The sequence below is a fragment of the Fimbriimonadales bacterium genome, assembly GCA_035559795.1.
Classification (GTDB): Bacteria; Armatimonadota; Fimbriimonadia; order Fimbriimonadales; family ATM1; genus DATMAR01.
Window position 1 is genome coordinate 57,130 of sequence record DATMAR010000003.1, and the last position, 12,283, is coordinate 69,412.

13 protein-coding genes are annotated in these 12,283 nt (G+C 47.2%); 7 read left to right on the forward strand and 6 right to left on the reverse strand.

The annotated features are described in order from the left end of the window. The first annotated feature begins 45 nt into the window (after positions 1 to 45). Genes acpP through VNK96_00830 form a run of 3 tightly spaced genes read left to right on the forward strand, consistent with a single transcriptional unit; the run spans position 46 to position 2,023 of the window. Positions 46 to 291, forward strand: a complete 246-nt coding sequence (acpP, locus tag VNK96_00820) for an acyl carrier protein (GenBank protein ID HWP30258.1) — start codon at positions 46 to 48, stop codon at positions 289 to 291. 42 nt (positions 292 to 333) lie between these two features. After that, entirely contained in the window at positions 334 to 1,611 is a 1,278-nt protein-coding gene (gene fabF / locus VNK96_00825) for a beta-ketoacyl-ACP synthase II (GenBank protein HWP30259.1), read from the forward strand. After that, positions 1,595 to 2,023: a hypothetical protein gene (locus tag VNK96_00830; GenBank protein ID HWP30260.1), complete on the forward strand. Its 429-nt coding sequence runs from the start codon at positions 1,595 to 1,597 to the stop codon at positions 2,021 to 2,023. The genes fabF and VNK96_00830 overlap by 17 nt, the downstream gene beginning before the upstream one ends. Positions 2,024 to 2,365: 342 nt before the next feature. Here VNK96_00830 and VNK96_00835 read toward each other — a convergent pair whose 3' ends face one another. Further along, the gene (locus VNK96_00835) at positions 2,366 to 3,094 is read right to left on the reverse strand and encodes a hypothetical protein (GenBank protein HWP30261.1); all 729 of its coding nucleotides are present in this window, start codon (positions 3,092 to 3,094) and stop codon (positions 2,366 to 2,368) included. A 138-nt stretch (positions 3,095 to 3,232) separates the two neighbouring features. Between VNK96_00835 and VNK96_00840 the strand changes: the two genes are divergently transcribed. Next, positions 3,233 to 3,955: a hypothetical protein gene (locus VNK96_00840; protein ID HWP30262.1), complete on the forward strand. Its 723-nt coding sequence runs from the start codon at positions 3,233 to 3,235 to the stop codon at positions 3,953 to 3,955. A gap of 59 nt (positions 3,956 to 4,014) precedes the next feature. Here VNK96_00840 and groL read toward each other — a convergent pair whose 3' ends face one another. After that, the gene (gene groL / locus VNK96_00845) at positions 4,015 to 5,643 is read right to left on the reverse strand and encodes a chaperonin GroEL (GenBank protein HWP30263.1); all 1,629 of its coding nucleotides are present in this window, start codon (positions 5,641 to 5,643) and stop codon (positions 4,015 to 4,017) included. A 39-nt stretch (positions 5,644 to 5,682) separates the two neighbouring features. Continuing rightward, positions 5,683 to 5,970, reverse strand: coding sequence for a co-chaperone GroES (gene groES, locus VNK96_00850; GenBank protein ID HWP30264.1), 288 nt, complete (start codon positions 5,968 to 5,970; stop codon positions 5,683 to 5,685). A gap of 102 nt (positions 5,971 to 6,072) precedes the next feature. On the opposite strand from groES, the gene lgt reads away from it, so the two are divergent. Further along, complete coding sequence (gene lgt, locus VNK96_00855; protein HWP30265.1) at positions 6,073 to 6,861, forward strand: prolipoprotein diacylglyceryl transferase; 789 nt, start codon at positions 6,073 to 6,075, stop codon at positions 6,859 to 6,861. A 33-nt stretch (positions 6,862 to 6,894) separates the two neighbouring features. Then, a complete protein-coding gene (locus VNK96_00860) occupies positions 6,895 to 7,761 on the forward strand; it encodes an alpha/beta fold hydrolase (protein ID HWP30266.1) in 867 nt (288 codons plus the stop codon). Positions 7,762 to 8,063: 302 nt separating this feature from the next. Here the strand turns inward: VNK96_00860 and VNK96_00865 are convergent, their stop codons facing one another. From VNK96_00865 to VNK96_00875, 3 genes are all read right to left on the reverse strand, one after another. Beyond that, entirely contained in the window at positions 8,064 to 8,651 is a 588-nt protein-coding gene (locus VNK96_00865) for a thioredoxin family protein (protein ID HWP30267.1), read from the reverse strand. 117 nt (positions 8,652 to 8,768) lie between these two features. After that, on the reverse strand, positions 8,769 to 10,823 hold the full coding sequence (locus VNK96_00870) for a CARDB domain-containing protein (GenBank protein HWP30268.1): 2,055 nt from the start codon (positions 10,821 to 10,823) through the stop codon (positions 8,769 to 8,771). A gap of 30 nt (positions 10,824 to 10,853) precedes the next feature. Next, entirely contained in the window at positions 10,854 to 11,300 is a 447-nt protein-coding gene (locus VNK96_00875) for a cupin domain-containing protein (GenBank protein ID HWP30269.1), read from the reverse strand. Between the two features lie 147 nt (positions 11,301 to 11,447). On the opposite strand from VNK96_00875, the gene VNK96_00880 reads away from it, so the two are divergent. Continuing rightward, positions 11,448 to 12,164, forward strand: a complete 717-nt coding sequence (locus tag VNK96_00880) for a Crp/Fnr family transcriptional regulator (protein ID HWP30270.1) — start codon at positions 11,448 to 11,450, stop codon at positions 12,162 to 12,164. The last annotated feature ends 119 nt before the right edge of the window (positions 12,165 to 12,283 follow it).

Consider the following 12,283-nt stretch of genomic DNA (forward strand, 5'->3'; position numbering starts at 1 on the left):
TCGAAGTCACCAAAAACAAAAATAAAAAAAGAGAGGTGAGTTTCAATGGATAATATTTTCGAGCGTGTAAAAGAAGTCATCGTTGCCGAATTGGCGTGCAAGGAGGAGGATGTAACTCCGGATGCGCGTTTCGTGGAAGATTTAGGCGCAGATTCATTGGATGTCGTCCAACTAGTCATGGTTTTAGAGGATAAATTTCAAATCGACATCCCCGACGAAGACGTCGAACGTTTGCGTACAGTGGACGACGTCGTTAACTACATTCAACAAAAAGTCGGGGTCGAAGCCTAAAATAAAAATAGGAATATCTTCAAGAATAGGAATTTCTTCTCCATGATGCGAGAAAGAGACCCTGCAGAACGGGTCGTTGTAACGGGTCTTGGCGCGATTTCGCCTATCGGAAACGACGTCGAAACATTTTGGAGAAATGCTCTTTCCGGGAAAAACGGCATCGGAAAAATAACATTTTTCGATGCGTCTCGTTTCGCATGCAAAATTGCAGGTGAAGTCAAAGATTTCGATCCATCTGTTTTTCTCGATGCAAAGGAGGCGCGCAGATTGACGCGTTTCATTCAATTCGCAGTCGCCGCAAGCGATATGGCGATTCGTAACGCATGCTTGGATCTGGAAAGCGAAGACAGAAACCGAATCGGCGTGCTTATCGGGTCGGGAATCGGAGGGTTGGATATACTTACCGAAAATCTGAGAAGGCTTTTTTCCGATGGACCCGATAAAGTCTCTCCGTTTTTAGTTCCTTATATGATTCCCGATATGGCGAGTGGTTACGTTTCGATTCGTTACAATTTGAAAGGTCCGAACAGTTGTGTCGTAACGGCGTGCAGCACAGGGGCGAACGCAATCGGCGATGCTGCGGCAATTATCAAACGCGGGGAAGCGGACGTGATGATTGCAGGGGGGGTTGAAGCGCCTATCGTGGAAATTTCATTGGGGGGGTTCTCCGCTGCTCGCGCATTGAGCACGAGAAACGATGACCCGGAACACGCAAGTAGACCTTTCGATGCAAAACGCGATGGTTTCGTGATGAGTGAAGGTGCAGGGATTCTGGTATTGGAATCATTAAGCCATGCACGAGAAAGAAATGCAAAAATTTTCGCAGAAGTCGTAGGCTATGCACAAACTGCCGACGCGTTTCACATCACGCAACCCGAACCGAGCGCAGACGGAGCGGCTCGTTCTATGGCATTGGCAATGAAGTATGCTTCTTTGAATCCAGAAGACATCACGTATATCAACGCTCATGGCACTAGCACGCCTTACAACGACCGATTGGAAACGCTCGCAATCAAAAAAGTATTCGGCGAACATGCGTACAAAGTACCCATTAGCAGTACGAAATCCATGATTGGGCATTCCCTCGGTGCGGCTGGGGCTTTGGAATCCATCGTGTGCATCAAAGCCTTGCAAGAAAACTGGATTCCGCCGACAATCAATTATGAATTTCCAGATCCTGAATGCGACCTGGATTATGTTCCGAACAAGGCTCGACAAACGGAGATGCGTTTCGCAATGAAGAATTCTTTCGGTTTCGGAGGTCACAACGCAACTTTGATATTCGCTAAGGCGGGATTGCTCGATGGAACAAATGACTAAGGATTACAGTGCATCGAAAAGAAAGGCTTACTTCTTTTTTACAATCGGTTGGATATTGACTTTGGTGAACCTTTTCGGAGTCGCATGGGCGATCTATCTTCCTTTCGATTTGAGCACGCGCATAGATAGATTCGGCGGATTGTTTTTCTTCGACGAGCAAGGACGTTACGCCCTTTGGATGTCTCTCGCTCTTTTGGGTTTTTCGATTCTCGCAATATTAGAGATTCTTTTCACGAATAAAATTGTCATCAAACTCGTAGATGACATTCCGGAAACGTATTACGCCGAATCCGCATTTCGGCTCGCTTATATCACCTCTTGGGTTACGGTGATATTCTGCATGACTTCCTTCATGTACGACATTCGCTTCGCCAGAGACTGGCTGAAGATTTACGAACAAATACAGAGGTAGCTACGCTTTCGCTTATAAGCCTCAACTGCAGGAGCAGTTGAGGCATCGAAAGTAGGAGCGCCGTAAGGCGCGATAAGATAATTATTTATAAACAAACCAACCACTAAGAATGGCAAACCAACATATACGTTCCCAAACAGATTTTGGGAACGAGAATCAGATGCTTATGCTCTCGCTTATAAGCCTCAACTGCAGGAGCAGTTGAGGCATCGAAAACCGTTTTTGCAGAATGATTCCTTCAAGAATTCCTTAGTATGGTACGTGCTCGAGCAAATTCTTCAATAAAGGTTGGGTATGCGCTTGGGCAGTTTCCTTAAAAATAATAAAAATCCCGATTTCTTATCAAGTAAGTCTCGCTAAATATCCTGCCAAAGCCTTCGGATTGAAGCGGTTTTCGGGTTTGGGCTCGCCGTATTTCAGTGCGTTCACAATCGGATTCTGTGTATTTTTCAAAAGTTCCCCCCCCAAATATTCCTCGGAGCGAATCCATCTCAAAATTTGATGCGCAAGAGGAAGGCGTTCCTCTTGCGACAGCGCTTCAGGCCAATCCAAATGAATCGCCTCTACGGCGAGAAGCGGCGCCGTCAACTCGACGGGGCGAACGAGATTCACCACGAGCGCATTCCGCGCGAGGTTCGGAAGAAGTTGATTCACTTCCTCGAAAATCGGATTCAACAAAATCGCGCGCATAAAATCGAGTCGTTCTTCCTTCGAAGTTTCCGCATGCTCGCGTTCGGGCAATTGTATGCCGTTCAAAACGCACCATGCTTGCAAAAGGTCGATTTCTTCGTCTTCTTCTCCATAATGACCCAGCCCGAAGGCGAGTACGACATGAGTTGCATCTTTCAGTGATGCCTCCATAGAATCGGTCGTGACCCGCAAATTAGAACGGCTTTCCGCAGCGAAACAACGCGCAAGACGCTCCGATAAATCGAGGCGTTCCTCGTTCGTGTCTACCAAATAAAGCATGGAATCGGGCTGCCACCAACAATTGAAAATCCCCGCGAATACGGGCGCACAGCAACGTAGACTCCCCGAACCCACGAAAACGATTTTTGCGCTGGTGTCCATAGGCAGATTTTACTTGGTGGAAGAGAATGTGTCTTTTTACTTGTTGCTCGAAAAGAATTCGAGTTTCATCGAGTCAGCCCTCAACATATACTTTTCATTGTATTATAAGAATAGAAGCGCTACAACAGAGCAAGAAAAATGAACCGTTGGAGCCCTATATCCGTCCGAGTGGCAATCGGGTTCAGTACCCTTATCCTTTCCTGCCCGGGATGGGGACAAAGTTTCAATATAGACCTCGATTTACCCACAGACCCACCGCTCGGAGGCGGACCTCCGAGCGATTCTTTCCCTGGCGCCGCAGGACAGCCCGGTAAGTGGAATGCCCTCGACGCTACATGGATAGGAGCTTTTCGGCTAAAAGATTTGAAAGGAAACTCCACCCACGTCACCTTAACCGTCGTCAAAGGTTCGGGGTCAGCCGGAGGATGGTCTTATATTTATAACGGAAATACGGGTGATTATGCTTTGTTGTTGAATGATATTGCGAGAGTAAGTGAAACCGGTAGTATTTATCGTTTCGAAGGACTCTCGGATGGAAGATACTTGCTGTATTCGTATGCAGTGAATGCCATAGGATACGAAGCTCCCGTCGAGGTAACGGTTCCCGGAGCGTTTCCTCCTAACCCTCAAATCGTAACGGGTCCGATGCCCGGAAACGACTTCGAATTGGGAATTACCCATGCAGTCCATACGATAGACGTCGTGGGGGGGCGTCTCGAAGTTGCTTTTAACGCTACTTTCCCTAAGGGGCACATCAACGGTTTTCAAATCGTTGCAGTTCCAGAACCATCGTCTTTGCTTTTTATTACTGCTTTTACGATTATCTTATTCAAGAGAGTTCGTAAGAATACGTCGAAGTAACGAATAAAAACGAGGCAACCGTTAGAGGTTGCCTCGTTTTGTTTCCAATCACGAACGACTTACATATCGTAGTCTTCCATTCCACCCGGATGGGGGGGCGTTGTTTTCTTCGGTTCTGGTTTCTCTACGACCAACGCCTCCGTCGTGAGAACTAATCCAGCGATGGAAGCGGCATTTTGCAAAGCGAAGCGAGTTACTTTCGCCGGGTCAATGATGCCAGTTTTCACCATATCTACATATTGCCCGGTGCGGGCATCGAGCCCGATTCCGCTTTTGCTCGCGCGAACCTTCTCGACAACCACGCTGCCTTCATAACCCGCATTTTCGGCAATCGTGCGAATCGGCTCTTCTAACGCGCGTTTGACGATGTTGATACCGGTTTGTTCGTCCGGGTCATCGCTTTTTACTTTCTCGAGCCCTTCGATGCACGAGAGCAAAGTTACGCCGCCACCCGGAACGATGCCTTCTTCGACAGCGGCGCGCGTCGCGGAAAGCGCGTCTTCATAGCGTGCTTTCTTTTCTTTGAGTTCTGTTTCGGTGCTCGCACCGACTTTAATAACGGCAACACCGCCGCTCAATTTGGCAAGTCGTTCCTGCAATTTTTCTTTGTCGTAACTCGATTCGGTCGTTTCGATTTGCTTTTTAATCACGTTGATGCGACCGAGGACGTCTTCTTTCTTTCCGGCGCCTTCGATAATCGTCGTGTCTTCGCGTGTTACGACGACTTTCTTCGCCGTGCCTAACATTTCGAGCGTAACGTTTTCGAGTTTTATGCCGAGGTCTTCAGAAATGAATTTGCCGCCGGTGAGAATCGCGATGTCTTCGAGCATCGCTTTTCTTCTCTCACCGAAACCTGGAGCCTTCACGGCACATACTTGAAGAACGCCGCGAATTTTGTTGAGGACTAATGTTGCAAGTGCGTCGCCTTCGACATCTTCCGCAATCACCAATAAAGGCCTGCGCGAAGCGGCAATTCTTTCCAAAAACGGCAGAAATTCCTGTGCATTGCTGATTTTCTTTTCATGCAAAAGAATGAGCGGATTTTCTAATACTGCCTCCATTCGTTCCGGGTCTGTAACGAAATAGGGACTGATATATCCGCGATCGAATTGCATTCCCTCCACCACTTCGAGGGTCGTTTCTCTGCCTTTACTTTCTTCGACGGTAATCACACCGTCTTTTCCCACTTTGTCCATCGCTTCGGCGACATGTTTGCCGATTTCAGGGTCGTTGCCAGCAATGCTCGCCACGAACGCGATTTGCTCTTGGTTTTGCACCTTTTGCGCCATTTTTTGAATTTGACCGACGACGGCTTCGACTGCCTTGTCAATCCCTCGACGCAAAGCGACTGGATTTCCTCCTGCAGCGACATAACGCAAACCTTCCGTTACAAGTGCCTGCGCAAGAATCGTCGCCGTGGTCGTTCCGTCACCGGCTACATCGCTCGTTTTGCTTGCGACTTCTTTGCAGAGTTGCGCACCCATGTTTTCGAAGGGGTCTTCCAACTCTACTTCCTTAGCGACGGTAACGCCGTCTTTGGTAATCGTGGGGCTTCCCCATTTCTTATCCAAGACGACGTTTCGCCCTTTGGGACCTAAAGTGACTTTTACTGCGTTTGCGACTTTATTGACACCGCGCTCCAACGCGCGTCGCGCATTTTCATCGTATAAAATTTGCTTTGCTGCCATTATTTAGAAACCTCCTTTATTTGTAATTGCTTTACTGCTTTATTTGATGATTGCGAAGATTTGGTCTTCGTCGAGAATCATGTACTCCTTTCCATTCACAGTGACTTCGTTGCCACCGTATTTCGAAAACAACACCTTGTCGCCGACCTTCACCGTCAAATCTACTCGGGTACCGTCTTCTAAAATTTTTCCATCACCGACGGCAACGACCTTTCCGATTTGCGGTTTCTTTTTTGCCGTGTCGGGGAGGTAGAGCCCTCCTGTAGATTTGTCCTCTTCTTCGAGAGGTTCTATAACGACTTTGTCGTACAGGGGTCGAATATCCATCTACAAAAACCTCCGTTTTTGAATTAGCACTCTCTGGTTTAGAGTGCTAATTATACCCGTCTCGGGAACTTTTGTCAAGTCCCGGTAAACTCTTTAGTAATAATGCTTCCGGAGCTCTTCCGTTTAGGTCCCATTCCCATCCGCAGTTTCGGTTTGATGGTCGTTCTCGGGACACTCGCCGCCCTTTGGATGGGGATACGCAGGGCGAAACGATTTCGAATTCCTGGAGAAGGATTAGTCGAGTTAGCCTTTTGGATGGTGTTGATCGGCATCATCGGCGCGCGACTGGTGTACGTTGCACTCGAATGGAAGTCTTACTCCCAAAACCCTTGGGCAATTTTTAAATTTTATGAAGGCGGAATAACGAGTTTCGGAGGGATTTTATTCGGGTTGCTCACGATGGCGATATGGTCGAGGAGGGCGAAGATTTCTTTCGTACGAGTGTTGGACCTTGCAGCTGCACCAGTTTTAGTCGCATTCGGAATAGGAAGAATCGGATGTTTTCTCAACGGTTGTTGTCATGGGGGACCTTGCGAGTTGCCGATCGCTGTGCATTTTCCGAACGTTCCTTACGCCGCTCATCCAGCGCAACTTTATGACACGGCGATGAATTGGATAGGAGCAGCTATCCTTTTGTGGATTGAAAGAAGAAGCCTCGTAAATGGTTTGGTCTCGTTGAGTGCAGGGATGCTCGCCGCGTTAGGGTTCGTATTTTTCGGAGTTAGCCGTTTCATTTACGAAATCTTTCGGATTGGTGCGAGTTCAGAACCGGTTGTTCAAGGTGCATCGGTAACAAGCGCACAACTCGCTGCGATTTTCATGGTCGCTTTCGGGTTGCTTTGGCTTTTGCGTTTACAATGGAAACGAACGGCGACGGCGCATCTCGAATGACAGACGCTGGCAAAGGGAAAGCGAGCCTCTAAGATGACGACTCTTCTTATCGCACTTGCGGTAGGGGGGGGAGTGTATCTGCTTTTTTTGTTCCTGGTCGCATGGATTGCGATTCATCCTCCACGTTCTCCGATATTTTTATCTCCTTCTGCATTGGGTGCTCCCACCGAAGAAATCGAATTCGAAAGCGATGGATTGAAATTGCGTGGTTGGTGGGTGCCCCACCCCGACCCACGTGGTGTGTTCGTCCTCGCGCATGGTTATGTGATGAATCGCTCAGAAAATGCCGCGTTAGCCGCTCGATTCTACGATTCGGGTTTTTCCTCTTTACTGTTCGATTCACGCGGATGTGGCAAGAGCGAGGGAACAAACGTCGGATTCGGTTGGCTCGAGAGAATCGACGTTTTGAATGCATTGCGTTTCGCTGCTGCAAAGGCACCGAATCTTCCGAAAATTCTTCTCGGCTCCAGCATGGGAGCGGCGGCATGTGCTTTCGCTCTCGCCGAAGAGCCGTCTTTAGCGGATGGACTCGTTTTAGACAGTTCCTATCATGATTTGCCTTCTGCAACATCGGGATGGTGGAATTTTTTGGGGGGGAAGACCGCGTCGGTCGTTTTATTTCCTGTGATGTTCATAGGTTGGCTTCTCACTGGAATTAATCCTTATCGCGTGAACGTTGGCGATGCTTTAAAGAAAATCGATAAAAAAATTCTGATACTGCACGGTAAGCGAGATGTCATGATTCCGCCTTTCCATGCCGTGAAAAATCACGAAGTATGTAGTAACTCTCGATTGATATGGTCTGAATCCGCTGGGCATGCTGAGATGCGCTGGATAGAAACGGAACGATATATCAAAGAGGTTATGGATTACGTACGGGAAATAGTTATTGGAAAATAAATGCGTTCCCAAGCGGAGTTTGGGAACGAGAAAAATTATTTCACCCCCTCCTTAAAGGTTCCCCCTCTTCGCTTCGCTCGAAGGGAACCGGGATGTTAAAGTGATCTTAAGTGCTTCAAACAGAGTTTCGGAGCGAGAAAACAGAGTTTATAGAGTTTGGAAACGAGAAACAGTAACGAAAAGAAAGCGTTCCCAAACGGAGTTTGGGAACGAGAAACACGAGAAACGAGAAATTATTTTTTGTTATGCGTCAATATTAGGAAACGCTTGGAAGTACTACGATTCCTAATTTTAGAAATCAATTACCTCATAACCAATTTCATGTACTCGGGTTCGTTTCCGGGTTTCCACTTTATGCTGCATCCGACACTCGGCTTTTGGTTTTCGCTGGGTTTTTCTCCTGCGAGGACCGCATCCAAAGCGTGGCGTAAATCGGAGCCAGTAACGGGAATGTTATTTCCGGGGCGGCTGTCATCGAGTTGCCCACGATAAACCAATTTCTTGTTTTCATCGAACACGTAAAAATCAGGAGTGCAAGCCGCACGATAGGCTTTAGCAACTTCCTGGGTTTCGTCTACGAGATACGGAAACGTCCAGCCCCATTCTTCCGCCTTGATCTTCATATTCACGACGGAATCTTCGGGATATTGCTCTGGGTCGTTCGAATTGATTGCAAAAATGGCAACTCCTTTTTCGGAATATTCCCTTCCGATTTCCCCCAATTCTTTCGCTACATGCATGACATAGGGGCAGTGGTTGCAAACGAACATAATCAAATACGCCTTTGCGTCTTTAACATCGTCCAGGGAGACTATTCTTCCTTCGGTATCTTTCAATCGAAACGAGGGTGCTTCCGACCCTAAAGGTAGCATCGTCGAAGTCGCAGCCATAATCGAACCTCCTTTAAAGTTCTTTTTTGCTTTATACCCAAATTGAAAATTCCCTATTTATTTGTAACGTAGATTCGGGAAAGGTTGTCGCTAATCATCATCTCAGCACGGCAGAAATTATTTCAGCACCACCTCGACTAACCCACTTTCCAATCCATGTTCACCGACGGACGCCACGGCGAAACGATTCACTTTCGAAAACCAATAGAGTTCATCAGGAGCGCTGCGCAAATCTAAAACGACTTCCCGAGCGTTCGGGCCGAGAGTCGCCACAGGAAACCACGGATGGTCGTTCAGCCCATCGTTGGAAATCCGCCGATACACACGAAATCCAATCACGCGGTCGAGATAGTGTTGCGAACGCTTTTGAGGAGGTAGGTCCCATGTAACTTTTACATGGTTGTCATCCAACTTCGTAACGGCGACATCTATAGGCGCGAGAGGTGAATCTTCAGAGCCGTAGGAGGTCTTCAAAAGCATTTCGAAACGATTTCGATGCCCTCTGAAATACGCGACGTTGAAATCGAAAATCTCCAACCAAAAGTAACACGGTTTTTCGTCTTTCGTGACTTTCACGAGCATCAAACCTCGTTCGCCTACTACGTTGATATTTCCGAACGGATTCGGTTTGCGATGAAAACCATTGAGAGTTCGAACTTCTTTCACAGGACGATTCAGCAAACGGAAAACTCCATTTTTGTCCGTTTTTCCGGTAATCACGGGGTCTTTCGAAACCCTCTTTCCGAAATTTCCGTCTTCTATAACCGGATAAAAGACAGCGCCATTTCGCTCTATCGGTTTTGCATTTTTATCTACTTCCGCCCCCCTCTGGAAAATCTCAATTCGAGCGTCTGGAACTCCTTTGCCGTTGATATCCACGATGCGCAAAAAATTCTCTTCGGGAATTGCGAAATAGAAATCACCGAAATGCCCACGAGGTTTGTCCCAAGAAGTGTTGAGATATCCTGCGCATACTTCGGACCACAAATGCGGTCCGTGCCAATGCATCATCGTGAGTGGGCGCGTCATGAAATGCGTAACTTTTTCGCCTGTATCCGGCATCGTGTGATAATCGTCTCCATCGTAATCTAACGCATATAAATCGGTTAATCCTAATTGATGTCCTAATTCATGAGGGAGAGACCATTCCGTTTGATTGCGCCATTCCTTCGTGGGGGGCTGCCAATTCTTTTGACGGTCTTGGTCGTCTATCCAAATCCACAGCCCTTGGTCGTATCGAATTCCGTCTGGCGCAACGAGTTTCTCGACTTCTTTTTCGACATCGTCTGCATACACGATTCTGTCCAATCGCACTCTCGCTTTAATTCCATTCGGTGCGGATGGATAAATGCTGTTTTCGAAAAGTAAATTCATAATTTCGATATGCCAGCGATAAAAATCCTCGAAAGAAAACGTTCCGTATGCCGTTCGATTCTGATGCCATGCATTCACACGTCCTTTGTGCACGACATAAACTAAAGCGAAACCCCACATCGGGTCGGTTACTGAATTATTGATCGTCGCGATTTCGGCTTGCTGTGGAACGACACGCGCAGTGATATAGTGCTCCCCCTCTCTCCATGGAGTCTTATAACTGAATGTCGTCTCCTCCATCTCTTTCAAAGAACGATTGAATTGTTCTTCTTTCATTACCTTTCCATCGAGAATCCATTGAAAACGGAACGGCTTCGACGAGGCGAATCCGACATTTTTTACATGCGCAGTGAGCGTGAGAAGTTCTCCTTCTTTGTATTTCAGTTTTAATTTGCGAGCCGCTCTTTCTGGAAAAAGATAACTATCTTCGCCGAGGTCTTCGATTAGAGCACTTCCCTGCATTTTCGGTCGTCCGAAAATGTCGTAAGACACTCGACCATGAAGACCTGCTAATTTCGGATTGATTTCGATGAAGGTAACGGAAAGGTCGGGAAGATTCGGTTTTTTATCCCACTCCTCTCCGCGTTCGATTGTATAGCTCTCTACTGTACTGCGAGGATAGGTAAGAAAGCCGGGAGAACCTACTTCTTGAAGCAACTGCCAAACTTGAATTCGAATCCCTTCGTCTCGAATGTAGACTCCTGTTTTCACTCGACCGTCTTTCAACTTCAGTGTATCTGCAAAACAGGGTATCGAAAAGAATAAAATGAATAGAGCGATAAGAAAATGAAAACGCATCGAATTCCCTCCTTTTAGGGTCAATTTAATTTATTTATCGTCCACGAAAATACGGTCTTTTCCATCGAAAGTCGGAGAGAAAACAGAAACGACCACACACTCCTGACTTTGCAATGTAAACCCGTGAACAGTATTTTTAGGAATATACATCAAATCGCCTGACTTTACCGTGTATGTGCGATTTCCCAAACGCATCGTTCCCGTGCCCGATACCACATACACTACCTCTTCGTGTTTGGCATGATAATGCGATTTTATTTGCGATTTCGCTTGGATTACATTAACCGTGCAATGCTCTCCTTGCGTAAAAATTCGTACAGGGGAATTCTCTTGCGGTTTTATATGCTCGAGTATGGAGTCTACCGACATGAGTTTCGGTTCGAATTGGCTTCTCTTGTCGGGTGTGGATTGGCTTCCGGTCCAACTCGTTAGCAGGCATAGAGAAACACTGCATAAAGCAAAAACATAAAACTTCATATGACACCTCACATCTTCTCGTAGGAGCGCCATAAGGCGCGACCTGCATTACCTTCCCGTAGGAGAGGCTATAGTTCCAGGTCTAGGTTCACATATAAACCTGATTTTCATCATACCGAAGCCTAAACTGGTACAATAGTGTCAACGATGCCCGGGGAACAAGAAAAAGCGAAAGGGCGCGTGCCTGTCATGGAGGCTCTTGAAATGAGTTCCCTACTCAACGCCCTTCGCCCCGACCAGAAAGCATCGCTCGCGGCGTCTGCCATTCCAGCACAAGCCTCGAAGGGAGAGGTAATTTGGGTGGCCGGAACCAATCAGGAATATTTCGGGCTCGTGAGGTCGGGTTTCGTAAAGATGGTACGAGCGGATACGGGGGGGACAGAAACAGTACTCGAACTTATGGGTCCCGGTCAAATTTTCGGAATGCTCGGCCTTATCGAGGGGAGCGGTTGTCCACTGAGTGCAGTCGCTATTACGGATGTCTCCTATCTCAAAATTCCCAAGCGAGCGCTTTTGCCGATTTACGAACAAAGCATGGCACTGAAAGAACAGTTGATTCGTCGAATCACGACAAGACTCCACAACACACATGAAGTCTTGGCGCACATGACGAGAGGGCGAGTCGAAGAGCGAATCGCTTCTATTTTACTTTTGCTCGCGCAATCCTACGGTGAGAGAATAAACGACAGCATTGAAGTGCAAGTACCTTTGACGCGTCAAGATATCAGCGATATGGCGGGTACGACCGTCGAGACGACAATACGAATATTGAGCCGTTGGCAAAAAGACAAAATTATATCTACATCGAAACACTACATCACGATTCTCGACGAGCACGCCTTAGAATCGTTTTTAACAGTTTGAATTCGTTTAACGGTGTTATTTTGCCTTCACTAACATCACAAGTGACTCCGACATTTCGATTGGTTACGTTCATAGTAAGCCCAGGGATTAGCGGGATTTTTAGATTATCATGAGGGGCA